The organism is Nocardioides baekrokdamisoli (genome assembly GCF_003945325.1).
Lineage (GTDB): Bacteria > Actinomycetota > Actinomycetes > Propionibacteriales > Nocardioidaceae > Nocardioides > Nocardioides baekrokdamisoli.
Genome location: NZ_AP019307.1, coordinates 2345356 through 2370982 on the forward strand (window position 1 = coordinate 2345356; position 25627 = coordinate 2370982).

At 67.8% G+C, this 25627-nt stretch carries 24 protein-coding genes and 1 tRNA gene; 17 read left to right on the forward strand and 8 right to left on the reverse strand.

Features of this window, described 5'->3' with window-relative positions; genetic code table 11:
• Nucleotides 1-234: 234 nt before the first annotated feature.
• Both KCTC_RS11480 and KCTC_RS11485 read left to right on the forward strand, forming a co-directional pair.
• Nucleotides 235-1563 (forward strand): PhoH family protein, encoded by a 1329-nt coding sequence (locus KCTC_RS11480; protein WP_231998707.1) that lies wholly within the window; start codon nucleotides 235-237, stop codon nucleotides 1561-1563.
• 141 nt (nucleotides 1564-1704) lie between these two features.
• A complete protein-coding gene (locus KCTC_RS11485; RefSeq protein ID WP_197715185.1) occupies nucleotides 1705-2364 on the forward strand; it encodes an aggregation-promoting factor C-terminal-like domain-containing protein in 660 nt (219 codons plus the stop codon).
• Between the two features lie 25 nt (nucleotides 2365-2389).
• Here the strand turns inward: KCTC_RS11485 and KCTC_RS11490 are convergent, their stop codons facing one another.
• From KCTC_RS11490 to KCTC_RS11510, 5 genes are all read right to left on the reverse strand, one after another.
• The gene (locus tag KCTC_RS11490) at nucleotides 2390-4180 is read right to left on the reverse strand and encodes a M1 family metallopeptidase (RefSeq protein ID WP_125569402.1); all 1791 of its coding nucleotides are present in this window, start codon (nucleotides 4178-4180) and stop codon (nucleotides 2390-2392) included.
• Between the two features lie 32 nt (nucleotides 4181-4212).
• Complete coding sequence (locus KCTC_RS11495) at nucleotides 4213-5598, reverse strand: class II fumarate hydratase (RefSeq protein WP_125569403.1); 1386 nt, start codon at nucleotides 5596-5598, stop codon at nucleotides 4213-4215.
• Nucleotides 5599-5620: 22 nt separating this feature from the next.
• Nucleotides 5621-6205 (reverse strand): rhomboid family intramembrane serine protease, encoded by a 585-nt coding sequence (locus tag KCTC_RS11500; RefSeq protein WP_179951402.1) that lies wholly within the window; start codon nucleotides 6203-6205, stop codon nucleotides 5621-5623.
• A gap of 80 nt (nucleotides 6206-6285) precedes the next feature.
• On the reverse strand, nucleotides 6286-7971 hold the full coding sequence (locus KCTC_RS11505; protein ID WP_125569404.1) for a fumarate hydratase: 1686 nt from the start codon (nucleotides 7969-7971) through the stop codon (nucleotides 6286-6288).
• Between the two features lie 9 nt (nucleotides 7972-7980).
• Nucleotides 7981-8643 carry a YdeI/OmpD-associated family protein gene (locus KCTC_RS11510; protein ID WP_174233047.1) on the reverse strand — a complete coding sequence of 221 codons (663 nt, stop codon included), beginning with the start codon at nucleotides 8641-8643 and terminating at the stop codon, nucleotides 7981-7983.
• 68 nt (nucleotides 8644-8711) lie between these two features.
• On the opposite strand from KCTC_RS11510, the gene KCTC_RS11515 reads away from it, so the two are divergent.
• From KCTC_RS11515 to KCTC_RS11555, 9 genes are all read left to right on the forward strand, one after another.
• Entirely contained in the window at nucleotides 8712-9773 is a 1062-nt protein-coding gene (locus KCTC_RS11515) for an alkaline phosphatase family protein (protein WP_125569405.1), read from the forward strand.
• A 4-nt stretch (nucleotides 9774-9777) separates the two neighbouring features.
• Entirely contained in the window at nucleotides 9778-11133 is a 1356-nt protein-coding gene (locus KCTC_RS11520; protein WP_125569406.1) for an NAD(P)H-hydrate dehydratase, read from the forward strand.
• On the forward strand, nucleotides 11130-12263 hold the full coding sequence (gene alr / locus KCTC_RS11525; RefSeq protein ID WP_125569407.1) for an alanine racemase: 1134 nt from the start codon (nucleotides 11130-11132) through the stop codon (nucleotides 12261-12263). The genes KCTC_RS11520 and alr overlap by 4 nt, the downstream gene beginning before the upstream one ends.
• A complete protein-coding gene (locus KCTC_RS11530) occupies nucleotides 12260-13303 on the forward strand; it encodes an alpha/beta fold hydrolase (protein WP_125569408.1) in 1044 nt (347 codons plus the stop codon). The genes alr and KCTC_RS11530 overlap by 4 nt, the downstream gene beginning before the upstream one ends.
• A gap of 1 nt (nucleotide 13304) precedes the next feature.
• Entirely contained in the window at nucleotides 13305-14210 is a 906-nt protein-coding gene (gene tsaE, locus KCTC_RS11535) for a tRNA (adenosine(37)-N6)-threonylcarbamoyltransferase complex ATPase subunit type 1 TsaE (RefSeq protein WP_331852194.1), read from the forward strand.
• 76 nt (nucleotides 14211-14286) lie between these two features.
• Nucleotides 14287-14916: a tRNA (adenosine(37)-N6)-threonylcarbamoyltransferase complex dimerization subunit type 1 TsaB gene (tsaB, locus tag KCTC_RS11540; protein ID WP_125569409.1), complete on the forward strand. Its 630-nt coding sequence runs from the start codon at nucleotides 14287-14289 to the stop codon at nucleotides 14914-14916.
• A complete protein-coding gene (locus KCTC_RS11545; protein WP_125569410.1) occupies nucleotides 14913-15344 on the forward strand; it encodes a GNAT family N-acetyltransferase in 432 nt (143 codons plus the stop codon). The genes tsaB and KCTC_RS11545 overlap by 4 nt, the downstream gene beginning before the upstream one ends.
• Nucleotides 15341-16384: a tRNA (adenosine(37)-N6)-threonylcarbamoyltransferase complex transferase subunit TsaD gene (gene tsaD / locus KCTC_RS11550; RefSeq protein WP_125569411.1), complete on the forward strand. Its 1044-nt coding sequence runs from the start codon at nucleotides 15341-15343 to the stop codon at nucleotides 16382-16384. Before KCTC_RS11545 ends, tsaD begins: the two co-directional genes overlap by 4 nt.
• 143 nt (nucleotides 16385-16527) lie before the next feature.
• The gene (locus KCTC_RS11555) at nucleotides 16528-17385 is read left to right on the forward strand and encodes a glycoside hydrolase family 16 protein (protein ID WP_164512581.1); all 858 of its coding nucleotides are present in this window, start codon (nucleotides 16528-16530) and stop codon (nucleotides 17383-17385) included.
• Nucleotides 17386-17423: 38 nt separating this feature from the next.
• On the opposite strand, the gene KCTC_RS11560 is transcribed toward KCTC_RS11555, so the two are convergent.
• Nucleotides 17424-18605, reverse strand: coding sequence for a class I SAM-dependent methyltransferase (locus KCTC_RS11560; RefSeq protein WP_125569413.1), 1182 nt, complete (start codon nucleotides 18603-18605; stop codon nucleotides 17424-17426).
• 199 nt (nucleotides 18606-18804) lie between these two features.
• Here KCTC_RS11560 and groES point away from each other — a divergent pair, with 199 nt between their 5' ends.
• From groES to guaB, 4 genes are all read left to right on the forward strand, one after another.
• Nucleotides 18805-19098: a co-chaperone GroES gene (groES, locus tag KCTC_RS11565; protein WP_125569414.1), complete on the forward strand. Its 294-nt coding sequence runs from the start codon at nucleotides 18805-18807 to the stop codon at nucleotides 19096-19098.
• On the forward strand, nucleotides 19098-20723 hold the full coding sequence (groL, locus tag KCTC_RS11570; protein ID WP_125569415.1) for a chaperonin GroEL: 1626 nt from the start codon (nucleotides 19098-19100) through the stop codon (nucleotides 20721-20723). Before groES ends, groL begins: the two co-directional genes overlap by 1 nt.
• 83 nt (nucleotides 20724-20806) lie before the next feature.
• Nucleotides 20807-21682, forward strand: a complete 876-nt coding sequence (locus KCTC_RS11575; RefSeq protein WP_125569416.1) for a GNAT family N-acetyltransferase — start codon at nucleotides 20807-20809, stop codon at nucleotides 21680-21682.
• 36 nt (nucleotides 21683-21718) lie between these two features.
• Nucleotides 21719-23218: an IMP dehydrogenase gene (gene guaB / locus KCTC_RS11580; RefSeq protein WP_125570143.1), complete on the forward strand. Its 1500-nt coding sequence runs from the start codon at nucleotides 21719-21721 to the stop codon at nucleotides 23216-23218.
• Between the two features lie 111 nt (nucleotides 23219-23329).
• On the opposite strand, the gene KCTC_RS11585 is transcribed toward guaB, so the two are convergent.
• Nucleotides 23330-23731, reverse strand: coding sequence for a pyrophosphohydrolase domain-containing protein (locus tag KCTC_RS11585; RefSeq protein ID WP_125569417.1), 402 nt, complete (start codon nucleotides 23729-23731; stop codon nucleotides 23330-23332).
• Nucleotides 23732-23823: 92 nt separating this feature from the next.
• On the opposite strand from KCTC_RS11585, the gene KCTC_RS11590 reads away from it, so the two are divergent.
• Nucleotides 23824-23897: transfer RNA gene (locus tag KCTC_RS11590), tRNA-Gly, on the forward strand.
• A gap of 51 nt (nucleotides 23898-23948) precedes the next feature.
• On the opposite strand, the gene KCTC_RS11595 is transcribed toward KCTC_RS11590, so the two are convergent.
• Nucleotides 23949-24602 (reverse strand): TetR family transcriptional regulator, encoded by a 654-nt coding sequence (locus KCTC_RS11595; RefSeq protein ID WP_164512582.1) that lies wholly within the window; start codon nucleotides 24600-24602, stop codon nucleotides 23949-23951.
• 122 nt (nucleotides 24603-24724) lie between these two features.
• On the opposite strand from KCTC_RS11595, the gene KCTC_RS11600 reads away from it, so the two are divergent.
• Nucleotides 24725-25624, forward strand: a complete 900-nt coding sequence (locus KCTC_RS11600; protein ID WP_197715186.1) for an esterase/lipase family protein — start codon at nucleotides 24725-24727, stop codon at nucleotides 25622-25624.
• Nucleotides 25625-25627: the final 3 nt, after the last annotated feature.

Here is a 25627-nt window from a genome sequence, read left to right on the forward strand (position 1 = left end):
CACCGTCCCCTCGCGTGTAACACGACGTTCACCCCCGCGTACGGGCGTGTCGGCCGCGGAATTCGGGAGCACAGTCGTAGCGTCGAGGTATCGGGGAGTGGGGAAGCTCACCGATACCAGGAGGCTGGATCGCGATGAACGAGTGCACCGCTCGCGTGATCCAGCCTTTCCGGTCCACTGCTGTGATCTAGGACCGGGCGTGGTGCGCGCATGGTTCGTCTAGGGGTGAATCGCGTGGCCGCCACGAAGTCCGACACGGCGCAGGCAAACGTCCGAACCTACGTTCTCGACACCAGCGTCTTGCTGGCAGACCCGGGTGCCCTCAAACGATTCGAGGAGCACGAGGTCGTGCTCCCAGTCGTCGTCATCACGGAGCTGGAGGCCAAGCGCCATCACCCGGAGCTGGGCTACTTCGCCCGATCAGCCCTCCGGCAGCTCGACGAGTTGCGCGTCACCCACGGCCGACTCGACGAAGCAGTGCCGGTTGGTCAGACCGGCGGATCGATCCGCGTGGAGCTCAACCACACCGACTCCTCGACGTTGCCGTCGGGCTTCCGCCTCGGCGACAACGACACCCGGATCCTCTCCGTGGCCTTCAACCTCAAGGCTGAGGGGTACGACGTCACGGTCGTGTCGAAGGACCTGCCGATGCGGATCAAGGCGTCCGCGGTCGGCCTCAACGCCGAGGAGTACCGCGGCGAGCGCATCTCCGACTCCGACCCCGGCTACTCCGGCATGGCGGAGCTCGAGGTGCCGGCGGCGGTGCTCGACGAGTTGTACGAGGACGGCGTCATCGATCTCGACGAGGGCCGCGACTACCCCTGCCACACCGGGCTCGTCCTCATTTCCGACCGCGGCACGGCGCTGGGTCGGGTGGGTGCCGACAAGCAGGTCCACCTCGTACGCGGCGACCGCGAGGCGTTCGGTCTGCACGGCCGCTCGGCGGAGCAGCGGATCGCGCTCGAGATGTTGCTCGATCCTGAGGTCGGCATCGTCTCCCTCGGCGGTCGCGCCGGCACCGGCAAGTCGGCATTGGCTCTGTGCGCCGGACTTGAGGCCGTGATGGAGCGGCGCGAGCACAAGAAGGTCGTCATCTTCCGTCCGCTGTTCGCGGTGGGCGGCCAGGAGCTCGGCTACCTGCCGGGGTCGGAGTCGGAGAAGATGGGGCCGTGGGCCCAGGCAGTGTTCGACACCCTGGGTTCGATCACCTCGCAGAGTGTGATCGACGAGATCATCGCCCGCGGCATGATCGAGGTCCTGCCGTTGACCCACATCCGTGGCCGCTCGCTGCATGACTCCTTCGTCATCGTCGATGAGGCGCAGTCCCTCGAGCGCAACGTGCTCCTGACGGTCCTCTCCCGCATCGGCGCGAACTCGAAGGTCGTCCTGACGCACGATGTCGCCCAGCGCGACAACCTCCGCGTCGGACGCCACGACGGCATCGCCGCCGTGGTCGACAGGCTCAAGGGTCACCCGCTCTTCTCTCACGTCACGCTGACCCGTTCGGAGCGCTCTCCGATCGCGGCTCTGGTGACGGAAATGCTGGAGAACGTTGTTCTCTGACAGGTGACACCGACACGGGATCTGTGACGGACGGGATAACTCTCGTCACATTCGTCACAGATTCCGTGTTGCGTTTGCCACATTCGCGGGTCTGGGGGAGGGTGGACCCCGTTGTCCATCGGTCAAAGGGGGAGGAACGACGTGTCGTCGCACGCCAAGTACGTCCCCAAGCATCGTGCTGCGAAGCACCGCGCCGAAGGCCCTGCTCTTCTTCCGCAACTCCTCCCGCGCGTACCCAAGCGGGTGCTCGTGGGCGGCCTGGCGGCGGTCGCCGTGGCCGGAGGAGGTGCGGCAGTCGCCGCATCCGTGACGACGTCGCCCTCGGTGCCGACCACGTCGGCCAAGGTCGCCGCCGCAGCTCAGGTCACCCCGTTGGAGCACGCAGCCCGCGCGGCCGCAGTCTCGCGTTCGTTGGCTCGTCCCCAGGTCGTCGGCACTCCGACCCGCACGCCGACGCCAACTCCCACCCCCACGCCGACGCCCACCCAGGTGTCGATGCCGTATGTGTCACCCGGATCAGCCCAGGCGATCGCGCAAGGGATGTTCGCGGCGCACGGCTGGGACGCCAACCAGTTCAGCTGCCTGGTCAGTCTCTGGAACCGTGAGTCCCACTGGAACCCGTACGCCGCCAACCCCTCGGGTGCCTACGGCATCCCGCAGGCCCTGCCGGGCTCGAAGATGGGCCCCGGCTGGCATGACAACGCGACCGTCCAGATCTCCTGGGGCATCGGTTACATCGAGCGCCGGTACGGGACTCCGTGCGGTGCCTGGGGGCACTCGCAGGCGACTGGCTGGTACTGATCCACCCAAGCGCGGCCGGCCGCGCTCACCCCTGGGCGATCCCCAGCAGACCGTCGATCTCCCGCTGCGCCGACGAGTGGTAGCCCGCCCGGGCGGTGCTGTAGATCTCCCGCGCGTACGCGAGCCCCTCGGGCTTCTGGGCGAGCGCGGCGTACAGCGGCGTGATGTATTTGCGACGCCCGTAGCGGTGCACCAGCGTGCTCACCGCCTCGCGCCAGGCCGGCACCTCGACGCCGTGGCCGGAGCGTACGACCAGCACCAGCCAGTTCGACCGGATCTCGGAGTTGCCGGTGGCGGTCAGGCCGAACAGCACATCCAGACGCTCGAGCCGGGCGAGATCGAGGTCGGTGGGCAGTGATCGCAGGAACCTCGCCCACTGCGGCGTGAGCCAGGCCGCCGGGTCGGCCCCTGTGACCGCGTCGTCCACGCTGTCGCCGGCTGCGAGCCGGGCCAGCACGACGTCGACCGCAGCGAAGCCCGCGGCGAGTACGTCCGGCACGTTGCCCGGCAGGCCGGGACGGTTGATCCACTCGTCGAGGCTGACGTCGTCGGCAGTCAGGCCGTGCGGCTCGAGCAGGTGCTCGGTGAGGTACGCGACGAAGCTCTCCGTGTCGATCGACCGGAACGCGTGCGCGTCGAAATACCCGCGCAAGAAGACGTCGAACGCGGAGCGACCGACGGCGGTCTCGATCGTCAGCAGCAGCAGCGCGCCCTTGTCGTAGGGGATCTGGCTCCACCCGTCGTCCGGGTCGCGACCGGCGAGGTCCCGACGGTGCAGGATCTGAGCCGCCGGCGCGAGTTCCGTGGCCATCTCCTGGACGCTGTCGATGTTCAGCGCCCAGGCCATGTCGGACGCGTCCCGGCCGTACAACGCCTCCACCAACCGGTTCTCGAAGTAGGTGGTGAAGCCCTCATTCAGCCACATGTCGCCCCACGTGGCATTGGTCACCAGGTTGCCCGACCACGAGTGCGCCAACTCGTGCGCCAAGGTCTCGATCTGACTGCGGTCCCCGGTGACCGTCGAGGCGTGCATGAAGGTCAGTCGCGGGTTCTCCATCCCGCCGAACGCGAACATCGGCGGCACGACCAGCAGGTCGTAGATGTCCCATCGGTACGGCCCGTACAGCGCCTCGGCTGCCTGGATCTGTTCCTCGCCGTTCGCGAACTCCCACGCCGCGGCATCGACCAGGCTCGGCTCGGCGTACACGCCGGTGCGCGGGCCGGTGGAGCGGAACTCGAAGGGGCCCACCGCAAGGGCGATCAGGTACGCAGGCACGGGCTGCGTCATGGCGAACTCGTACGCACCGTCCTTGAGGGTCGGGCGAGTCGCGCTCATCAGCGCGACGTTGCCGTCGGGGACGCGGACCGACGCTGAGTAGGTGAAGCGGACCTGGGGGCTGTCCTGGAGCGGGATCCAACTCCGGGTCAGGATCGGCTGCCCCTGGGTGAACATGATGGGCCGACCGGACTCGGTGTGCTCGCCGTCCAGCCACAGCAGGGACGCCGCTGAGGGCGCACTGGAGTAGTGCACCTCGAGGACGTCGTGGCCCGTGAGGGCGACGGTGAGGGGCTGGCCGAGGTGCTGGTCGACCGGACCGAGCTCGAACTGTGCGTCCGGTCCGTCGACCCAGTGGGCGCTGCGGATGGTGAGGGCGTTCGTGTCCAGCACGAGCTCCTTGGCGTCCGGCGCGGTCTCGATGGTCAGGCGCGCGGTTCCACTGATCGCGCGCGACTCGAAATCGACGGTGAGGTCGAGATCCAGGTGCGTGACGCGAGCGTCGTCGGGGCGTGCGTAGGTATGGACGTCGATCACCATCAGACGAACCTAGCGCGATCCGCGCGGAACACTCAGGCGGGATCCGCCGGTTCGGGTGAGGTCATGCTGCGGACGTCCAGGGCTTGGTCGAGTTGTTCGAGCGTGATCGCACCGGAGTCGACGAATCCCATCGCGATCACGGTTTCGCGGATGGTTGCGCCGTTCTTCAGCGCCTGCTTCGCGATCTTCGCGGCGGCCTCGTACCCGAGGACCCGGTTCAGCGGCGTCACGATCGAGGGGGAGGACTCCGCGTACGCGCGCATACGAGCCTCGTTGGGGGTGATGCCGTCGACACAACGCTGGGCCAGCAGGGTCGTGGACGTACTCAGCAACCGGATCGATTCCAGGACGTTGCGGGCCATCACCGGCATCGCGACGTTGAGTTCGAAGGCGCCGGACGCACCGGCGGCGGCCACGGTCGCGTCGTTGCCGATCACCTGGAAGGCGACCATCAGCGTCGCCTCGGGGAGGACCGGATTGACTTTGCCGGGCATGATCGAGGAACCGGGCTGCAGGTCCGGCAGGTGGATCTCGGCCAGGCCGGTCGTCGGGCCCGAGGACATCCAGCGCAGGTCGTTGCAGATCTTGATCAGACCGACCGCGATCGTCCTGAGGACACCGCTGAGCTCGACCAGCGAGTCGCGCGTCCCCTGCGCCTCGAAGTGGTTGCGCGCCTCCGTGAACGGCTCGCCGCTGCGCCGGGCGAGCTCCGCGATGACGGCCGCCGAAAAGCCCGGAGGCGTGTTGATCCCGGTCCCGACCGCCGTCCCGCCCAGGGGCAGTTCGCGTACGCGGGGGAGAACAGACCCGAGTCGCTCGGCGGCGTACGCGATCGTCGCGGCGTAGCCGCCGAACTCCTGGCCCAAGGTGACCGGGGTGGCGTCCATGAGGTGCGTACGCCCCGACTTCACCAGGTCGCTGAACTCGACGGCCTTGGACTCGAGGGAGGTCTGCAGTGTGGCCAGCGCAGGCAGCAGATCGGTGACGACAGCAGAGGCCGCAGCGACGTGGATCGCGGTCGGGAACACGTCGTTGGATGACTGGGAGGCGTTGACCTGGTCGTTCGGGTGCGCCTGGGCCAGGTGCCCGATGACCTCGTTGGCGTTCATGTTCGACGAGGTGCCCGAACCGGTCTGGAACACGTCGATCGGGAACTGGTCGTCGTGCTTCCCGTCGGCCACCGCGAGGGCCGCCGCCTCGATCGCGTGAGCGACCTCCGGCGCGAGCACAGCCAGCTGCCCGTGCACCGTCGCCGCGGCGGCCTTCACCAGGCCGAGGGCATGGATCAAGGCCGGCTCGATCGGAGTTCCCGAGATCGGGAAGTTCTCGATCGCGCGCTGCGTCTGGGCGCCCCACAGAGCCTCGGCGGGCACCAGGACCTCGCCCATGCTGTCGTGTTCGGTACGGAAGTCGGTCACGACTCGAACGTACTCCGCAGGATCAGTCCGTCGAGCGGTCGCTCAGCACCCACGCAGCGAGAACGCCGCCCAGCGCCCCGCCGAGGTGTGCTTGCCAGGAGATCCCCGACGAGGTCGGGAGTACGCCCCAGACGAGGCTGCCGAAGGCGATCGCGATGACCACGCCGGCAACGATCTGTCCGATCTTGCGGGTGTAGATCCCGCGGGCGATCAGGTAGGTGAGCAGCGCGAAGATCACGCCGCTCGCTCCGACCGTCACCGTGTGGGCCGGGCTGAACAGCCAGGCCGAGAGCCCGGCGGTGATAGCGCCGATGAAGCTCACGCCGAGGAACCGACGCCAGCCTTCGAGAAGCACGATGAAGCCCAGGATGACGAGTGGGACGGTGTTGCCGAGGAGGTGTTCCCAACTCGCATGCACGAGTGGCGAGGTGAACACCGCCCACAGGTCGGAGAACCGATGACTGTGCAGCCCGAGGTCTCCGTCGAGCGAGTGCGAGCCGCTCGCGTCAAGGAGCTCCACGCCGTACAACCCAGCGGTGACGGTGCCGATGCCGACCGCGGCCGTCTTGATCGGTCGCGTCTTCGGGCTCGGCTGGGTGGTGCTCATGCCTCGATCGTACGAGGCCCCGGATGCGCTTGATGTGTCCTCGCGACGTACCTGGCACGTCGCGAGAACACATCAAGGTGTTAGCGCTCCTTCGAGCGCACCCGGATCCCGCTGATCGGCACCGTGACGGTGCCCGACGGGTCCTGGAAGAAGTCGTTGCCCTTGTCGTCGACCACGATGAAGGCCGGGAAGTCCTCGACCTCGATCTTCCAGACCGCTTCCATGCCGAGCTCGGGGTACTCGAGCACCTCGACCGACTTGATGCAGTCCTGCGCCAGCCGCGCGGCCGGCCCACCGATCGAGCCGAGGTAGAAGCCGCCGAACTCGTCGCAGGCCTCGGTGACCTGTTTCGACCTGTTGCCCTTGGCGAGCATGACCATCGAGCCACCCTCGGCCTGGAAGGCCTTCACGTACGAATCCATGCGTCCCGCTGTCGTCGGACCGAACGAGCCGGACGCCATCCCGGTCGGGGTCTTCGCGGGTCCGGCGTAGTAGACCGGGTGGTCCTTCATGTACTGCGGCATGCCCTCGCCGGCGTCCAGGCGCTCCTGGATCTTGGCGTGGGCGATGTCGCGAGCGACGACGAGCGGCCCGGTGAGCGAGAGGCGGGTCTTGACGGGGTGCTTCGACAGCTCGGCGAGGATGTCCGCCATCGGCTGGTTGAGGTCGATGTTGACGACCTCGCCGCCCTGGATCAGGTGCTGCTCCTCGGTGTCCGGCAGGTAATGCGCCGGGTCGGTCTCGAGCTGCTCGAGGAAGACGCCCTCGGCCGTGATCTTGCCGAGCGCCTGGCGGTCGGCCGAACACGAGACCGCGATCGCGACGGGGCACGAGGCGCCGTGGCGCGGCAGGCGTACGACGCGTACGTCGTGGCAGAAGTACTTCCCGCCGAACTGTGCACCGATCCCGAAGGACTGGGTCAGCTTGAAGACCTCTTCCTCCAGTTCCAGGTCGCGGAAGCCGTGTGCGGACATCGACCCCTCGGTCGGCAGGTGGTCCAGGTAGTGCGCCGAGGCGTACTTGGCCGTCTTGAGGGCGAACTCGGCCGACGTGCCGCCGATGACCACCGCGAGGTGGTACGGCGGGCAGGCGGCGGTGCCGAGCGACTTGAGCTTCTCGTCGAGGAACTCCAGCATCCGCTTCGGGTTGAGGATCGCCTTGGTCTCCTGGAAGAGGAACGACTTGTTGGCTGAGCCGCCGCCCTTGGCCATGAAGAGGAACTTGTACTCCGGCTTGCCGTGATCCTCGGTCGCATAGATCTCGATCTGCGCCGGCAGGTTGGTGCCGGTGTTCTTCTCCTCGTACGTCGTCAGCGGTGCGAGTTGGGAGTAGCGGAGGTTGAGCGAGGTGTACGCGTCGTACACGCCACGGGAGACCGTCTCGGCGTCGTCGGAGCCGGTGAGTACGCCCTCGGACTTCTTGCCCATCACGATCGCGGTGCCGGTGTCCTGACACATCGGGAGGATGCCGCCGGCGGAGATGTTGACGTTCTTGAGCAGGTCGAGGGCGACGAAGCGGTCGTTCCCCGACGCCTCCGGGTCGTCGATGATCTTGCGCAACTGAGCCAGATGCGCGGGGCGCAGGTACTGGTTGATGTCCTTGATCGCCTCGGCCGTCAACTGCCGGATCGCCTCCGGATCGACCTTCAGGAACGTACGACCGTCAGCCTCGATCGTCGACACGCCCTCGGTCGTGATCAGCCGGTACGGCGTGGTGTCCTCGCCGATCGGGAGCAGGTCGGAGTACAGGAAGGGTGCCTCAGCCACGGGCCGAGCCTAATCGGTGGTCGCGGCCTCTGCCGCCGCGGCAGCGCGTTCGGACCAACGAGGAGGTACGCCGTACCGCTGGCTCGGGATGAGCCGCCCCGCCGTGTGATCCTCGATCAGCTGGGCCATTCGCTTGTCGCGGGTTGCCTGTTGCTTGGCTCCCGCCACCCAGACGGTGCAGATCTTGCGATACGACGCCGTCGCCTCTGCCCAGAACGCGGTCGCGGGGGCCGAGGCTGTCATCAGCGCCGCGTGCTCCGGGGTGAAGTCCGTCGCGGGTTGCTCATGGGCATACGGCGTCGAGGGGCGGCGGTTCTCGTACGCGGCCAGACCGGACGGCTGCATCCGGCCCTCGGCGCGGAGCCGTTCGACGGCGTCGATGTTGATCCGGCTCCAGTTGGAGGTGGGTTTGCGCGGGGTCCAGCGCTGGCGTACGGCGTCCTCGTCGATCCGTTCGACCTTCGAATCGATCCAGCCCCAGCAGAGCGCCACCGTGACGGCGTCCTCCCAGAGCAGCCCTCGGTCGGCGACATGCTTCTTGCGCAACTCCATCCAGAGTTCGGTCTCGGTGTCGTGGAAGCGGTCGAGCCACGCCCAGAACTCGTCGGTGCTGCGGAAGTGGATGGCCGGCTGGTCGTCGCTGCCTCCGGGATGTCCAGGTGCGTACGCCACTCCTGAAGCCTGCCAGAGCGAGCGGTGATCTGTGCCGGGCCGACTGTGATGTCGGGCAGACTGGCGACATGCGCATCCGGATCCTGCTGCTCGCGCTCGTCCTTCTGGCCGGCTGCGGCGTCCCGAGCGCCGGGCCGGCGCCGACCCATCCCACGGTCGAGTTGACCGCGGCCTCGCCGTACGGGCACGTGTTCGTGATCGTGCTGGAGAACGAGGACGCCGCGCAGACGTTCAGTACGAGTTCGCCGGCGGTCTACCTCAATCGGTGGATCAAGCCGCGGTCGGTGTTCGTACCCAACTACTACGGCATCGGCCACCACAGCCTCGACAACTACATCGCGATGATCAGCGGCCAGGCACCGAACACGAAGACCCAGGCCGACTGCCCGACGTTCGCTGCGTACACGTCCTCGACGATCGGCGCGAACGGTCAGGTGCAGGGCACAGGCTGCGTCTACCCGTCGAACGTGCCGACAGTGGCGAAGCAACTGGCCGGAGCAGGCAGGACCTGGCGGGCGTACCTGGACGGCATGCAGACCGCCTGTCAGCACCCGGCGATCGGCGCCCGGGACCCCAATCAGGGCGAGACGGCTGCCACCGCGTACGCGACGAAGCACAACCCGTTCGTCTATTTCCGGTCGATCTCTGCGGCTACCTGCGCGAGCAACGACGTACCGCTCACTCATCTCGCCGCGGACCTCGGCAGTGTCGCGAGCACCCGCAACCTCAGTTACATCGTCCCGGACCTCTGCAACGACGGTCATGACACGACCTGCCCGTACGGCCGCGGGCCCGGCGGACTCACCGGTGCCGACGCCTGGTTGCACACGTGGGTTCCGAAGATCCTGAACTCGCCTGCGTACAAGCAGGACGGCCTGCTGATCATCACCTTCGATGAGGCAGGGACCGACTCCAGGGCCTGCTGTCATGAGGTCGCCGGCCCCGGCGCCTCGATGCCGGGGCTCAACGGGCCGGGCGGCGGCCGGGTTGGCGCGGTGATGATGTCGCCGCGGCTGAGCGCGCGCACGATCGCGGGCGGTTACAACCACTACTCGTTGCTGGCCACGATCGAGCACATCTTCGGTGTGCCGCGGCTCGGCTTCGCGGCCCCCGCCGCGCCATTGGCGTGATCACATGAAGATCGCGAGGCGCGTCGAGGCGATCCGGGCAGCCGAGGTCGGCGCGATTGCGGCGGCACCCGGGGACGCGCTGATGCGTCGGGCAGCCGCTGGGGTCGCGCGCGCGTGCATCGAGCAGTTGGGCGGGGCGTACGGACGCCGCGTCCACCTCGTCGTCGGCGTTGGCGACAACGGCGGGGATGCGCTGTACGCCGGGGTCGCGTTGGCCCGACGAGGTGCCCTCGTCACTGCCACCCTCGTGGCCGGGCGTGCTCATCCGGGGGCGTTGGCCGCGTACGTCGCTGCCGGCGGACGACTCGGTCTGACCGGTCGTCCGGACCTGGTCGTGGACGGTGTCGTCGGGATCGGCGGCCGACCCGGCTTGCGCCCCGAGGCCGCGGCGGCCTTCGAGCAGGTGGCCGGGGTGCCGATCGTGGCGGTCGACGTGCCGTCCGGGGTCGACGTGGACAGCGGCGAAACCCCTGAGATCCATGTCGACGCGGACGTCACCGTGACCTTCGGATCACTGCGGCACGCCCATCTCGTCGACCCTGCTGCCGCTGCCTGCGGCGCTGTCGCGGTGGTCGAGCTGGGTGTCGACTTCCCAGCCGGCGACGTCGAGGCTCTCGAAGCCGAGGACGTGCGGCTGCTCCTTCCCGCCCCCGAGAGTGACGACCACAAATACACCCGCGGTGTCGTCGGCGTACGCGCCGGAAGCGTTCGCTATCCCGGCGCAGCTGTCCTCGCCGTCGCTGGGGCGAGCGTCGGTTTCGCAGGGATGGTCCGCTACGTCGGAGCGGCCGGGGAACAGGTCGTGGCGGCTCATCCCGAGGTCGTCGGGGCCGGCAAGGTCCAGGCTTGGGTCGTCGGCTCAGGGACGGATGCGGACGCGGAATCGCATCTGCACGCGGCCGGCGGGACCCCGATCGTCATCGACGCCGACGCACTCGTTCACCTTCCCGGCGCAGCCCCGGCCGATGCCGTACTCACACCGCACGCCGGCGAGTTGGCGACGATGCTGGGCGTGAGCCGGGACGAGATCGAGGCGCGGCCGCTGCACCACGTCCGTCAGGCTGCGGAGGCGTACGACGCCGTCGTGTTGCTCAAGGGGCGGCGGACCCTGATCGCGCGTCCGGACGGTCGGGTGCGCGTGAACACCACGGGTACGCCCTGGCTGGCGACGGCGGGCTCCGGCGACGTGCTCGCGGGCCTGATCGGGTCGCTTCTGGCGACGGGAATGTCGGGATTCGACGCTGCCAGCGTGGGTGCCTGGTTGCACGGCCGGGCCGCCCAAGCATGCGGCGACGGCCCGCTCGTCGCCGGGATGCTCCCCGACGCGATCCGGGCCGTGGTGGAAGACTTGTTCGCATGACCCGCGCCGAGATCGTCGTCGACCTCGCCGCGATCCGGGACAACGTACGCACCATCGCGGCCTTCACCGGGACGCCGGTCATGCACGTCGTCAAGGCCAACGGGTACGGCCACGGGCTGCTCGAGAGCGCCCGCGCAGGCCGTGCCGGCGGTGCCACGTGGCTCGGCGTCGCCGGTGTCGAGGAAGCACTCGCGCTGCGTGCGGGCGGCGACAGCGGACCGATCCTGGCGTGGTTGATCACGGCGTCCGACGATGTCGCCGCAGCGATCGGGGCAGGCGTTGATGTCGCTGCCTACACGGTCGCGGACCTCGATCGGATCGCGGAGACTGGACTGACAGCCCGCGTCCAGCTCAAGCTCGACACCGGCCTCACTCGCGGAGGTGCCTCGCGTCCCGACTGGACGGCGCTGTTCGAGCGGGCGAGGGCAGGTGAGCTCGACGGCTCCTGGAAGATCACCGGGATCTGGTCGCACTTCGTGGCCAGCGAGGAGCCTGACGAGACGATCAACGACGAGCAGGAGAAGGTCTTCCGCGAGGGCGTCGACGAGGCCCGGGCGGCAGGTCTGGCTCCTGAGGTGATCCACCTGGCCAACTCCGCCGGGGCCCTGCTGCGTCCCAGTAGCCGGTTCGATCTGGTCCGGATCGGGATCGCCTCGTACGGTCTGGAGCCTGCGCGCGGTGTCAGCCCGATCCCGCTTCGACCGGCCATGCGCGTGGTCGCCGAGGTCGCGCTGGTCAAGGACGTCCCTGCAGGGCAGGGCGTCTCGTACAACCACCGATGGGTGGCGCCCGCCGACACGCGGGTCGCGCTGGTCCCGGTCGGGTACGCCGACGGCATCCCGCGCGCTGCGAGCAATCGCGCAGACGTCGCCATCTACGGGGGCTACCGGGCGCCGATTCGAGGCACGATCTGCATGGATCAGTTCGTCGTGGACGTATTCGGCGAGCCAACGATTCTTGTCGGTGACGAAGTCGTTCTGTGGGGCGATCCGGAGCAAGGGGTGCCCTCGGCCCAGGACTGGGCCGAAGCGGCTGGCACGATCTCGTATGAAGTTGTGACGCGCATCGGCGGACGGTTGTCGAGGCGCTATGAGGATCTGGGGGGAGACAGTCGTGAGGAACTCGCATGAGTAGGACACGCACCACGGCGTGGAGCGTGGCGGGTGTCGCCGCGGCTGCGGCAGCAGGCGCCGGCGTACGCGCGGGGATCCGGGGCCGCCGTCGCCGGCAGTCGGTCGACGTCCCGCTCGATGGCACCGCTCTGGGCACCCTCCACTCCCGTGCGCGGACGGTCGTTGCCAGCGACGGTGTCCCGCTGCATGTCGAGGTGGACGAGGCGGACAGCGAGATCACCCTGGTCTTCATCCACGGCTACTGCCTCAACCTGGACTGCTGGCACTTCCAGCGCGCGGCGTACCGCGGACTTGTCCGGAGCGTGTTCTACGACCAGCGCAGCCACGGACGCAGCGGCCGATCGAGCGCGACCGGTACCACGATTGATCAGCTCGGCCGTGACCTGCTCGACGTGCTCCATGCGGTCGTTCCCGAGGGCCCGATCGTCCTGGTCGGACACTCGATGGGTGGCATGACGATCATCGCCCTGGCCGAGCAGCACCCGGAGTTGTTCGGCGATCGCATCGTCGGCGTCGGGCTGGTCTCGACCACCGCCGGCGGCCTGGACCCGGCGAAGTTGCTGCTGCCGATGGTGCCGATGCGACTGAGCCGACCGCTGTCGAACTCGGCGGTCAAGACCTTGGCTGTCGGGCACAAGGCGGTCGATGGTGCCCGTCGTCTCGGTCGCAACCTCGCCGTCGCGATGACCGACCTGTTCGCCTTCGGCGATGAGGTGCCGGCGGAGTTCGTCGCCTTCGTCGACGAGATGCTGTCAGCCACGTCGTTCTCGGTGATCGCGGACTTCTTCCCGACGTTCCGGACGCTCGACAAGTTCGACGCGCTCGGCCCCCTCGCGAAGGTGCCGACCACGATCATCTGTGGCACCGGTGATCGGCTCACGTCGGTCGGCCACAGCCGCAAGCTTGAGTCGCGCATCCCCCGCTCCGTACTCATCGAGTGCCCGGGAGCCGGTCACATGGTGATCATGGAGCGGCATGGCCAGGTCAATGCCGCCCTCGATCAGTTGATCGCGTCGGCTTCACGTTCCCGCGCCTGACGTGCTCACCGTCCGCACCGCGGGCGTCGAGGACGCCGCCCAGATCCATCAGGTCGTGATCGCCGCCTTTGCGGCACGGCCCCGCCTTGATCCACCGGCGGACGCGCTCTCCGAGACGCCGGAGTCACTCGCGATGGCCCTCGCCGCTCACGGTGGAGTCCTGGCCCTGGTCGACGGCCATCCCGCAGGCGCGTTGATCCTCGACCCCGTGGGACGCACGCTGTTCCTGCGCCGCGTGGCCGTCTCTCCGTCGGCGCAGGGCCACGGGGTTGCCGCCGCCATGCTCTTCCACGTTCTTCGTACCGCGACCGCCGACATCGATGACGTCGCCGTCCTCGCCCGTGAGGAACTGCCCTCCACGGTGGCCTTCTGGGAGCACGAAGGCTTCGTCGAGGTCGGACGCCGGTCGCCGTTGATCGAGTTGCGGCGTTCGGCACGCGCGGAGTCCGCCGTCGCTGAGGACGCGGACGAGATGCGGGGGATTGGCAAGCGCATCGGTCGTCAGCTCAGGGCCGGCGACCTGCTGATCCTCACCGGCGAACTCGGTGCAGGGAAGACCACGATCACCCAGGGCATCGCCGAGGGCCTCGGCGTACGCGGTCCCGTCACGTCGCCCACGTTCGTACTCGCACGTGTGCACCCGTCCCTGGTCGGCGGCCCGCCGCTGGTGCACGTGGATGCCTATCGGTTGGGTTCGCTTGATGAGCTCGACGACCTCGATCTCGACACCGACCTCGACCTGGCCGTGACGATCGTCGAATGGGGCCACGGCGTCGCCGAGGGCCTGTCCGAGTCGCGTCTGGACGTACGCATCACCCGCGCCGTGGCCGATGAGGTGGGGGAGACGCGTCGCGTGGACGTGACCGGCACCGGCCCGCGCTGGCGCGAACGACCGCCGCAGATCTGAGGCCCAGGGAAGGTCTCGGGGTTGGGCACCCAACCCCGAGACCCTCCCTGGACCCCAGACACGCGAGACTGGTGCCGTGAAGCTTCTCGCCCTCGACACCGCCACACCCTTCGTGGTCGTGGCGGCGTACGACGGTGACCGAGGTTTCGAGCGGGTGTGCGAGACGCCGATGAAGCACGGCGAACAGGTCGCACCGCTCATCCAGCAGGTGCTGGCGGACGCCGGCTGGTCACCTGCGGATCTGACCGGGATCGTGGTCGGTGTCGGTCCCGGCCCGTTCACGGGACTCCGGGTCGGCCTGGTCACCGCGCGGACGATGGGTTTCGCCCTCGACATCCCGGTGCACGGCCTGTGCACCTTGGATGCCTTCGCGATCGACGCGGGCATCGACGAGCCGTTCACCGTGGTGACCGACGCACGCCGCCGCGAGGTCTATCTGGCCACCTACGAAGCGGCAGAGCCGCGACGGAGCGTTCGCAGGACCTCCGGTCCTGAGGTCGTACGCCCCGCCGAAGCTGTCACGGTCGGGACGGTGGTGGGCCCAGGCACCGAGCTCTACCCCGACACGTTCGGCGACGCACGAGGACCGATGCGGCCTTCGGCGATCACGATGGCTCGTGCCGTCGCTGAGAACCTGGTCGAGGTACTGCCGCCGGAGCCGCTCTACCTGCGTCGCCCCGACGCCGTCGAAATGGCGAGCCGATGACGCGGCTGGCGCTTCCCGATGACCTGCCGCTGGTGGCCGCTCTCGAGGTCGAGTCGCTTCCTGCGGACGCCTGGTCGTCTGACTACCTCGGCCGCGCGATCGCAGGCGAACTGCCGACGATCGAGGTCTGGGTCAGCGAGGACCTGACTGCATATGCCGTGGTGTCGGTGCTCTACGACGTCACCGAACTCCAGCGGCTCGGTGTCCGACAGGACGCTCGACGATCCGGTGCGGCGACGCGTCTCGTACGCGACCTGGCTGCTGATCTGGCAGCGCGCGACGTCGAACGCATGGTGCTCGAGGTACGGGTCGACAACATCGGGGCACGGGCCTTCTACGACCGCCTCGGCTTCCGCGAACTCTCGCAGCGGGCCGGCTACTACGCCGACGGCACCGACGCGTACGTCCTGGAATGGGTGATCCGATGAGCGAGCCCTTGGTCCTCGGTATCGAGACCTCGTGCGACGAGACGGGGGTCGGCATCGTCCGCGGCAACACGTTGCTCGCCGACGCCGTCGCCAGCAGCGTCACCGAGCACGAGCGCTTCGGTGGCGTGGTGCCTGAGGTGGCCAGTCGTGCTCACCTCGAGGCGATGGTTCCGACCATCCAGCGGGCCTGCGAGACGGCCGGCGTCACGCTCAAGGACGTCGACGCGATCGCCGTGACCGCCGGCCCCGGGCTGGCCGGCGCCCTGCTGGTCGGTGTGGCCAGCGCGAAGGCTCTGGCGCTGTCGCTCGACAAACCTCTCTACGGGGTCAACCATCTCGCCGCGCACGTCGCGGTGGACCAGTTGCAGCACGGCCCCTTGCCCGAGCCGTGTCTGGCCCTGTTGGTGAGCGGCGGGCACTCGAGCCTGCTCAGGGTCACCGACATCACCACCGGGGTGGACCCGCTGGGTGCGACCATCGACGACGCCGCCGGCGAGGCCTTCGACAAGGTCGCCAGATTGCTGGGGCTGGGATTCCCGGGCGGGCCGGCGATCGACCGGACGGCCGCCTCGGGCAATAGCGTCGCGATCGACTTCCCGCGGGGTCTGACCTCGAGGAAGGACATCGAACGGCATCGCTTCGACTTCTCCTTCAGCGGCCTCAAGACGGCGGTCGCGCGCTGGATCGAAGCCCGCGAGCGAGCCGGCGAATCGGTGCCGGTCGCGGATGTCGCAGCGTCGTTCCAGGAGGCCGTGGCTGACGTGCTCGTACGCAAGGCCCTCGATGCTGCGACCAGCGAGGGCATCGACTCGATCGTCCTGGGCGGCGGAGTCGCAGCGAACAGTCGACTGCGCGCGATGCTCGAGGAGCGGGCCACTGCGGTGGGCGTCCGGGTACGCGTCCCGCGCCCCGGTCTGTGCACCGACAACGGTGCGATGGTGGCTGCGCTGGGCTCCGAGATGGTGTCCCGAGGCCGCGCACCCAGTGCGCTGGACATCCCGGCCGACTCGAGTCAACCGGTCACCCACGTTCTCTGGTGAGACGGTCGTCGTCGACGGGTAGTTCTTAGGGGCCATGCGGTCGTGACGCGGGCGCGGACGCTGCCGAACGCGGTTCAAACCTAAGTTCGGATGCGGGGAACAGTCCCTTTCTCGGGGGTCTGGCAAGGGGAAAGAAAATGAAAATGGTCGTCAGGGCCGTGGCCGCAATGTCGGTCACCGCCGCAGTGTGTGTGGTTTCGCCGGCTGCGCAGGCGATCGGATCCGTGAACGGCGGATCCTCAGCGTGTGGCTACAACATCATCAACTCGCGTTTGTACAAGTGCACGTTCGACGACGAGTTCAACTCGACGAAGCTCGACACCAGCAAGTGGGTTGTCAGCACCGGGTTCGTGACCGGCGACGCATCTGCGTACGCCTGCACCGTCAATGACCCGCGGTACATCAACGTGAGCGGCGGGTCGTTGCACCTGACCGCTGCGCAGGTGAGCACGCCGGTCCCGTGCAACGGCTACCCGGCCTCCAACTACGAGGCTCCGACGGTGTCGACCTGGCACTTGTTCAGCCAGCAGTACGGCCACTACGAGATCAAGATGCGTACGACGGCCACCACCGCTCCGGGACTCCAGGAGTCGGTGTGGATGTGGCCGGACGACCGCTACAGCGCCGTGAACTGGCCAGTCAGCGGTGAGATCGATGTCGCGGAGACGTACTCGAACTACCCGGGTCTCGCGATCCCGTACCTGCACTACTCGGCCACCGACAACGGTGGTGCTGTCCCGGGCACGAACACGGCCTGGAACTGCAACGCGCAGCGCGGTGTCTGGAACACCTACACCGTGGACTGGACCGCGACGTCCATCACAGTCGGCATCAATGGCACGACCTGCCTGGTGAACACCTCCGCCGACCCGGCCTTCCAGAAGCGCTACATCATGGCGATCTCGCAGGCGCTCGGTTCCGGCACCGATGCACTTACCTCGGGGACGCCGCTTCCGGCCACCACGGACGTCGACTACGTCCGGGTCTGGGCGCCGATGTAACAACCGGCGGGAGTAGGTCAGCTGGGAGACGGAATTCGTCAGAACGGTTCGACCAACCAACAACTTCCACCATCGCGGACCCGAGTGAGGACAATCGTGCCCTCCTCGGGTCCGCTCAGTTGCAGGCGCTTGCGCAGCGTCTCGGGCACGATGTCGACGCCGCGCTTCTTGATGGTCAGTCGGCCGATGCCGCGTTCACGCAACGCAGCCTTCAGCTGCTTCTCGCGATAGGGCAGTTCCTCGATCACGCGGTACCCGCGGGCGAAGGGCGTACGGAAGGACGAGTCCGAGGTGACGTACGCGATCTGCGCATCGATCAGTCCGCCGCCGACACCGGCCGCGACCGCGGTCACCAGGCCTGCGCGGATCACAGCACCGTCGGGTTCGTAGAGATACTCGCCCACGTCGCGTACCAGGGACTCGTTGGTCGAGCCCGTCGGGACCGGATCGTCCTCATCGGTCAGGGTGGCGAGTCCGCCGTCGCCGAGCACGGTCGCCCGTCGGCGTACGGTCGCCAATCCGCCCGACCACAGCGCAGCCTCCTTCACCTCGCCGCGGTCGGAGACCCACTCGGCCTCCACGCCGTCCGGGATCAGGTCGTGCGGGATCCCCGGCGCGACCTTGACACAGGACGTCCGTCGCAGCAGGGACTCGACGAAGGGCCAGGGCGGTTCCCAGCCGTCGGCGTTGAACACGCGGCCGCGAGCGCCTCGTCGTGCGGGATCGGCAAAGGCGACCGAGAACGGAGAGGTGTCGACGGTGGTGGCGTCGGCGACCATCACGGCGCCCGCCAACCCGAGCGCGTCGAGGTTGGCTTGTGCGACCGCGACCCGGACGGGATCGAGGTCGACGCCGGCCACGGTGATGCCCTGTTCGGCGGATGCGATCAGGTCGCCTCCGATGCTGCACCCCAAGTCGATCAGGGACTGGGTCACGAAGGCGTTCAGTCGTCCCGCGCGGTGCCGAGCGACCGCAAGACGAGTCGCCTGTTCAAGACCGTCGGGGGTGAAGTACATCCGGCCCGCCAGGTCGCCGAACTTCGCGACCGCCTTCTCTCGGAGCACGACCTGGGTCAGCGTCACTGCCACCTGTTCGGCGGAAGCCTCGCGGCGGAGCAGGTCGTGGGCCCGCAGATCCCCCTGAGTACGCACCTCGGCGGCCCGGACCAGCAACCGCTGCCCGGGCTCGGTGAGCAACCAGCCGAAGGTGTCGAGGTCCATCCGCCCATCCTCGCAGCCCGCCGAAACTCGGCATCCGTCACGCCGAAACCCGGCATCCGTCACGCCGAAACCCGACATCCGTCAGTTCGAGGACGTACGCCGCTGGCACTCGGTTTGGGTGAGTGCTAACGTCGCTGTTGGCACTCTCGACCGGAGTGTGCCAACACCAGACATCTGATTCATATGAGGAGTCGGCATCGTGTCGATCAACATCAAGCCGCTTGAGGACCGCATCCTGATCAAGCAGGTCGAGGCCGAGCAGACCACCGCCAGCGGCCTGGTCATCCCGGACACCGCCAAGGAGAAGCCGCAGGAGGGCGAAGTCCTCGCTGTCGGTCCGGGCCGCGTCGATGACAACGGCAACCGCGTTCCGCTCGACGTCACCGTCGGCGACAAGATCATCTACAGCAAGTACGGCGGCACCGAGGTCAAGTACGCCGGCGTCGAGTACCTGCTGCTGAGCGCGCGCGACGTGCTCGCGGTCATCGCCTGATGCCGAAGCTGATCTCGTTCGACGAGGAGGCCCGTCGCTCGCTCGAGCGTGGGGTCGACGCTCTCGCGAACGCCGTCAAGGTGACCCTCGGCCCGAAGGGCCGATACGTCGTACTCGACAAGAAGTGGGGCGCCCCGACCATCACGAACGACGGTGTGACCGTCGCTCGTGAGATCGAGCTCGACGACCCGTTCGAGAACCTCGGTGCGCAACTGACCAAGGAAGTCGCCACCAAGACCAACGACGTCGCTGGCGACGGTACGACCACGGCCACCGTGCTGGCTCAGGCTCTCGTCCACGAAGGTCTGCGCGCGGTCGCGGCGGGCGCGAACCCGCTCGGCCTCAAGCGCGGCATGGACGCTGCGGCAGCCAAGGTCGGCGAGGCCCTCAAGGACGCCGCTCGCGCAGTGAACGACGAGAAGGACATGGCCAACGTGGCCACCATCTCCTCGCGTGACCCGAAGATCGGCGAGATCCTGGCCGAGGCGTTCAGCAAGGTCGGCAAGGACGGTGTCATCACCGTCGAGGAGTCGAACACCACCGGCACCGAGCTCGAGTTCACCGAGGGCATGCAGTGGGACAAGGGGTTCACCTCTGCCTACTTCGTGACCGACCAGGAGCGTCAGGAAGCGGTCCTCGATGACCCGTACATCCTGATCAACCAGGGCAAGATCAGCTCGATCCAGGAGCTGCTCCCGGTGCTCGAGAAGGTCATGCAGACCGGCAAGGCGCTGATGATCATCGCCGAGGACGTCGAGGGTGAGGCTCTGTCGACGCTTGTCGTCAACAAGATCCGTGGCACCTTCAACGCGCTCGTCGTGAAGCCCTCGGCCTTCGGTGACCGTCGCAAGGCGATCCTGCAGGACATCGCGATCCTCACCGGCGGCCAGGTCGTCTCCGAGGAGGTCGGCCTCAAGCTCAGCGAGATCGGTCTCGACGTGCTCGGCCGTGCCCGCCGCGTGGTGGCGTCGAAGGACAACACCACGATCGTCGACGGCGCGGGTGCCGAGGCGGACGTCAAGGCTCGTGTCGGTCAGATCCAGCAGGAGATCGCCAACAGCGACTCCGACTGGGACACCGAGAAGCTCCAGGAGCGCCTCGCGAAGCTGTCCGGCGGCGTCTGTGTCATCAAGGTCGGCGCACACACCGAGGTCGAGCTCAAGGAGAAGAAGCACCGGATCGAGGACGCCGTCTCCGCGACGCGCGCCGCGATCGAGGAGGGCATCGTCCCCGGCGGTGGTTCGGCTCTGGTGCACGCGGTCTCGGTTCTCTCCGACGACCTCGGTCTCACCGGTGACGAGGCTCTCGGCGTACGCATCGTGGCGAAGGCTGCGGTCGAGCCGCTGCGCTGGATCGCCGAGAACGGTGGCGAGAACGGCTACGTCGTGGTGTCCAAGGTCCAGGAGGCCGGAGTCGGGAACGGCTACAACGCCGCCACCGGCGAGTACGGCGACCTGGTCGCGCAGGGCGTACTCGACCCGGTCAAGGTCACGCGCTCGGCGCTGATCAACGCAGTCTCGATCGCCGGCATGCTGCTCACGACCGAGACGCTGATCGTCGAGAAGCCCGTGGACGAGGAGCCGGATTCGGCGCACGGTGGCCACGGACATGGTCACGGCCACTGACCTCTGAGGCTGGCGGACGACAAATCCGTAACTGCTAACAACGACGAAATCCTGCCGCAACGAATGCGCGGCAGGATTTCGTCATGTTGTGGCGCGTACGAACGACCCTGCCGGATCGGCCGGGCTCCCTGGCGGCGTTCGCCCTGCGCTGCGGCGGGTCCGGCGTCAACATCCTCGGGCTGCAGATCTTCCCGGGCGGCGACGACGTGGTTGACGAGTTCATCCTCGAGACGCCGTCCGGCTGGTCTCCGGTCGAGGTACGCGTCCTCGCGGAAGCTGCGGGCGGAACGGACGTCGTCGTCCAGACGGCCACGAAGGCGACACTGGCTGATCAGCCGACCCGCTACGCCGAAGCTGCGCGGGCGATCATCGCCCGCCCCATGGGATACCCCGAGATCATCGCGGAGCTCTTCGACGCTGATGCGGAGTCGGCAGGCGGGGACGGTGACGTACTCGAGACGGTCGTTGCGGGTGTCGTGGTCCAGGTCCACCGTGAAGCAGCCTTCACGGCCACCGAGCGCGCGCGAGGGGGAGCCCTGGCCTCCCTGGTCAACGACGTCCTCGGTATGCGTCCCGACGCTCCGGTGAGCTACGCGGCGGCCGATCCGGAGTACGTCGTGGAGGACTCGGTCGTCTGCGCATGGATCGGAGGATCGGTCGTCGGCTCGGTGATCGTCGAGCCGCGCCTGGCCGATCCCGACGGCGACGTACGTCCGTTGCGGCTGAGTGTGGAGGACGCCTGGCAGCGTCGTGGCATCGGTCGTCACCTGCTCGTCGAGGGCGCTCGGCTGGCCAGACGGCTCGGCGCGGACGAGATCTTGCTCACAACCCATGCGGGCAATCAGGCGGTTCTTCCCATGGTCCTCGCGGCTGGCGTGCGGGGAAGGATCCGGATGGCAGGGGATCGGCTCACGGTCCGAGTGCCGGTGAAGGAGTTCGGGTCTCCGCCGGGCCCGTAAGATTGGTCCATGGTGAACACGCCGAATTCCAACAGCATGAACGTCCCGGACAAGTTCGCCACCCTCGGCCTGACCTATGACGACGTTCTGCTGCTGCCCGGATACTCCGATCTAGCTCCCCATGACATCGACACCACGTCGAAGCTGACCCGCGAGATCTCACTGCGTACGCCGCTGGTCTCTGCGGCGATGGACACCGTCACCGAGTCGCGGATGGCGATCGCGATGGCCCGTCAGGGTGGCATCGGCGTACTGCACCGCAACCTGTCGATCGAGGACCAGGCGTACCAGGTCGACCTGGTCAAGCGGACCCAGACCGGCATCATCTCCAACCCGATCACCATCACCGCCGACGCGACCCTCGAGGAACTCGACAAGCGCTGCGGTGAGTACCGCGTGTCCGGCCTCCCGGTCGTCGACACCGAGAACAAGCTCATCGGCATCATCACCAACCGCGACCTCCGTTTCACCCCGGTCGCGGAGTGGGCGACCACCAAGGTCGACGAGGTGATGACCCATGCGCCGCTGATCACGGGCTCGGCCGGCATCAGTCGCGACGCCGCCACCGAGTTGCTGCGCCAGCACAAGCTCGAGCGCCTTCCGCTGATCGACGCCGACGGCGCCCTCGCCGGCCTGATCACCGTCAAGGACTTCGTGAAGTCCGAGCAGTTCCCGGACGCCTCCAAGGACGCTCAGGGTCGCCTGCTCGTCGGTGCCGCGATCGGATACTTCGGTGACGCCTGGGAGCGTGCGACGACCCTGATCGACGCCGGCGTCGACGTACTCGTCGCCGACACCGCGCACGGCAACGTCCGGATGCTCCTCGACATGGTCAGCCGCCTCAAGAACGACCCGGCCACCAAGCACGTCCAGGTCATCGGCGGCAACGTCGCGACCCGAGCCGGAGCCCAGTCGTTCGTCGACGCCGGAGCGGATGCGGTCAAGGTCGGCGTCGGACCGGGTTCGATCTGCACCACCCGCATCGTCACCGGCGTCGGTGTCCCGCAGGTCTCCGCGGTGTACGAGGCCTCGCTCGCCTGTCGTCCTGCTGGCGTACCGGTCATTGCGGATGGTGGTCTGCGGTACTCCGGCGAGATCGGCAAGGCCATTGTGGCCGGAGCCAGCTCCGTCATGCTCGGCTCGCTGCTCGCAGGCACCGAGGAAACTCCTGGCGACACCATCCTGCGCAACGGCAAGCAATACAAGGCCTACCGCGGCATGGGCTCGATGGGGGCGATGTCCTCGCGTGGTCGCAAGTCGTACTCCAAGGACCGCTACTTCCAGGCTGAGGTCACCGACGACGACATGATCGTGCCGGAGGGCATCGAGGGCGTCGTGGCGTACAAGGGCTCGCTCGCAGCAGTCGCGCACCAACTCATCGGCGGCCTGCAGCAGACCATGTTCTACACCGGCTGCCGGACGATCCCCGAGCTCCAGGAGAACGGCAAGTTCATCCGGATCACCTCGGCCTCCCTCAAGGAGTCGCACCCGCACAACGTTGAAATGACCGTCTCCGCCCCCAACTACTCGGCCTGACGGCGCGTTCGCTGCGTCATTCCGTGCTCGCGGGCCCATTGGCCCGCTTGCACGCGGACTCCTTGCGACCGCGCGCGTCAGCCGAGTAGTTGCCTCAGCGCTGCAATTCCGTCACGACTTCACTGCGCCGGTGATGATCCCGCGTACGTCCGCGGGCTGCCAGCCTTCCGGCTTGAGTTGCTTGCCGTCCTCACGCTTGGGGCCGGTCAGTTTCAGCATGTTCGCGTCGTGGATGGCGCCGAAGATCTGCTCGGTGGGGACTCCCATGGCCGACAGTGCTCCGTAGGTGACGTAGAGGAGGTCGACCAACTCCGATGCCAGGTCGGTGAGGTCCTCGGCGGTCGGCTCGGAGTGCGTACGCAGGGCCGCGATCGCTGCTTTGACCTCGGCGTACTCCTCGTCGATCAGCGCCTCGCGCAGAGCCAACGCCTCGTCCGAGGGGATCGTCGGGGTGTCGGGGTGGATCGCGCCGATCCCGTCGTGGAACGCCCGAACCTTCTCGCTGTTGCGCATGGCCCAAACCCTAACCGCGGGTGCGGTTGCCGGTTGGGGGAGTCCGCCCCGGATGTGGCACGATGCTCGGGTTGCCCGAGGACGGGCGGCGCGGGGATGTAGCTCAATGGTAGAGCCTCAGTCTTCCAAACTGATTACGCGGGTTCGATTCCCGTCATCCCCTCCAGTGTGACTCCCTGACCGCGTTTCCGCAGGTCAGAGGCAAACAGCGACCCGGTCAGTGAGCGTCGCGTACGACTGCGAGGACCTTGGGCGACGGGCTCGCCCGGAGGATTGCCACCAGCACGTCCACGATGTTCGCGGTGGCCGCCTCGGCCTCGGTCGCGTCGAGGTCGCCAGCCTCGAGTTCGCGTTCGCGATTGGCCAGCAGGGCGAACATCGCCGTGGCCATCGAGGTGAGCCGCATCCGGCGCAGTGCCGCGGTCTGGGTGCCCGCGAGGGCGCGATCCAGCCGCGCCATGATGATCCGCATCGCGGGCGACTCGAGGGTCCAGTGCGCGGTGTCGCCGAGCACTGCGGGGTGGTTGCGTACCTGTTCCAGGAAGCGTGCGTAGTGCGTGGAGCCGCCCTCGTAGGGGATCTCCGCGATCGGGCGCACGATCAGCTCGACCAACGTACGCACCTCGTCGCCACCGGCCTGCGTCTCGGCCTCGGCGAGGAGTTCGAGCCGGCGTGCCTCCGGGGCCGCGTTGCCCTCCTCGACGATGGCCGTGATCAGTCGGTCCCTGGTGCCGAAGTGATACTGCACCGCGGAGTTGTTGCGCTGATGCGCCGCAGCCGCGATGTCGCGAAGCGGGACGTCGATGCCGCGCTCGGCGATCAGTCTCTCCGCTGCGGCGCGGATGAGGGCAGCGCCGTCGCGTCGGGTCATGGCGCGAATTCTACAGAGCATGTCTCTCTGATTGAAGAATCAATCCTTGTGGAATTAAGAACAAACGCTTAGTTTGAGCGAGATGCCACCGCGCGTCGTCCCGAGCCCTGAAAGGGATCCCCATGCAGATGTTGAAGAGAGTGGCCGGAATTGCCGGCGCCGGTGTTGTCGTCCTCGGTGTTGTCGCCGGTCCTGCGCACGCGACGCCGACCTACCCTGTCGCGTCCTCGGAGGCGCAGATGGAATACAACGAGGCGACGTTCTACGCCACCGGACAGGACCCGGCGCAGTCGGCGCCCGGCGTCAACGTCGCGTGTACGCCGTCCGCCGCGCATCCGTACCCGGTCGTCCTCGTCCACGGGCTGAACGGCAACCAGTACAACGGCTGGGCGAACATCGGACCCTCGTTGGCCAACCTCGGCTACTGCGTCTATTCGCTGAACTACGTGAGCACCGATCGCATCGCGGCCTCCTCCCAGCAGATCGCGTCCTTCATCAATCAGGTGATGAGCACCACCAGGGCCGCCAAGGTCGACCTCGTCGGCCACTCGGAGGGCGGCTTCCAGGTCGAGTACGTCCCGAAGATGATCCCGGGGATGGCGGCGAAGGTGCACGCCGTGGTCGCGCTCGCGCCCCCGAGCCATGGGACCACCCTGTGGGGTCTGTCGGCTCTGATCCAGGCCGTGGGCCTCAACTCGACGGTGGCTTCCGGATGCGGCGCGTGCGCCGACCTGTTGGCGGGATCGAGCGCTGTGCAGGCCCTCGACAACGGACCCATCGCGCAGCCGGGCATCGCGTACACCACCATCATCAGCAAGTACGACGAGGCGATCACGCCGTACACGTCGGCCGCGATCAACGAGCCGGGTGTCACGAACATCGTCGTCCAGGACCTCTGCCCCGCGGACCCGGTGGGCCACACCGGTCTTGCGTACGACTCCGGGCCGCTCAGCATGATCGAGAACGCCCTCGATCCGGCCCATGCGATTGCCGTGGCCTGTGGCATCGGGCCGGTCGGCTGATCT

Excerpts from the sequence above, each read along its gene's own strand:
- KCTC_RS11575 (WP_125569416.1), top strand. The coding sequence starts at position 20,807 with ATGTTGTGGCGCGTACGAACGACCCTGCCGGATCGGCCGGGCTCCCTG.
- groL (WP_125569415.1), top strand. The coding sequence starts at position 19,098 with ATGCCGAAGCTGATCTCGTTCGACGAGGAGGCCCGTCGCTCGCTCGAG.
- KCTC_RS11515 (WP_125569405.1), top strand. The coding sequence starts at position 8,712 with ATGCGCATCCGGATCCTGCTGCTCGCGCTCGTCCTTCTGGCCGGCTGC.
- KCTC_RS11500 (WP_179951402.1), bottom strand. The coding sequence starts at position 6,205 with ATGAGCACCACCCAGCCGAGCCCGAAGACGCGACCGATCAAGACGGCC.
- KCTC_RS11545 (WP_125569410.1), top strand. The coding sequence starts at position 14,913 with ATGACGCGGCTGGCGCTTCCCGATGACCTGCCGCTGGTGGCCGCTCTC.
- KCTC_RS11600 (WP_197715186.1), top strand. The coding sequence starts at position 24,725 with ATGCAGATGTTGAAGAGAGTGGCCGGAATTGCCGGCGCCGGTGTTGTC.
- KCTC_RS11555 (WP_164512581.1), top strand. The coding sequence starts at position 16,528 with ATGGTCGTCAGGGCCGTGGCCGCAATGTCGGTCACCGCCGCAGTGTGT.
- KCTC_RS11530 (WP_125569408.1), top strand. The coding sequence starts at position 12,260 with ATGAGTAGGACACGCACCACGGCGTGGAGCGTGGCGGGTGTCGCCGCG.
- KCTC_RS11595 (WP_164512582.1), bottom strand. The coding sequence starts at position 24,602 with ATGACCCGACGCGACGGCGCTGCCCTCATCCGCGCCGCAGCGGAGAGA.
- guaB (WP_125570143.1), top strand. The coding sequence starts at position 21,719 with ATGAACGTCCCGGACAAGTTCGCCACCCTCGGCCTGACCTATGACGAC.
- alr (WP_125569407.1), top strand. The coding sequence starts at position 11,130 with ATGACCCGCGCCGAGATCGTCGTCGACCTCGCCGCGATCCGGGACAAC.
- KCTC_RS11585 (WP_125569417.1), bottom strand. The coding sequence starts at position 23,731 with ATGCGCAACAGCGAGAAGGTTCGGGCGTTCCACGACGGGATCGGCGCG.
- KCTC_RS11560 (WP_125569413.1), bottom strand. The coding sequence starts at position 18,605 with ATGGACCTCGACACCTTCGGCTGGTTGCTCACCGAGCCCGGGCAGCGG.
- KCTC_RS11490 (WP_125569402.1), bottom strand. The coding sequence starts at position 4,180 with ATGGTGATCGACGTCCATACCTACGCACGCCCCGACGACGCTCGCGTC.
- tsaD (WP_125569411.1), top strand. The coding sequence starts at position 15,341 with ATGAGCGAGCCCTTGGTCCTCGGTATCGAGACCTCGTGCGACGAGACG.
- KCTC_RS11520 (WP_125569406.1), top strand. The coding sequence starts at position 9,778 with ATGAAGATCGCGAGGCGCGTCGAGGCGATCCGGGCAGCCGAGGTCGGC.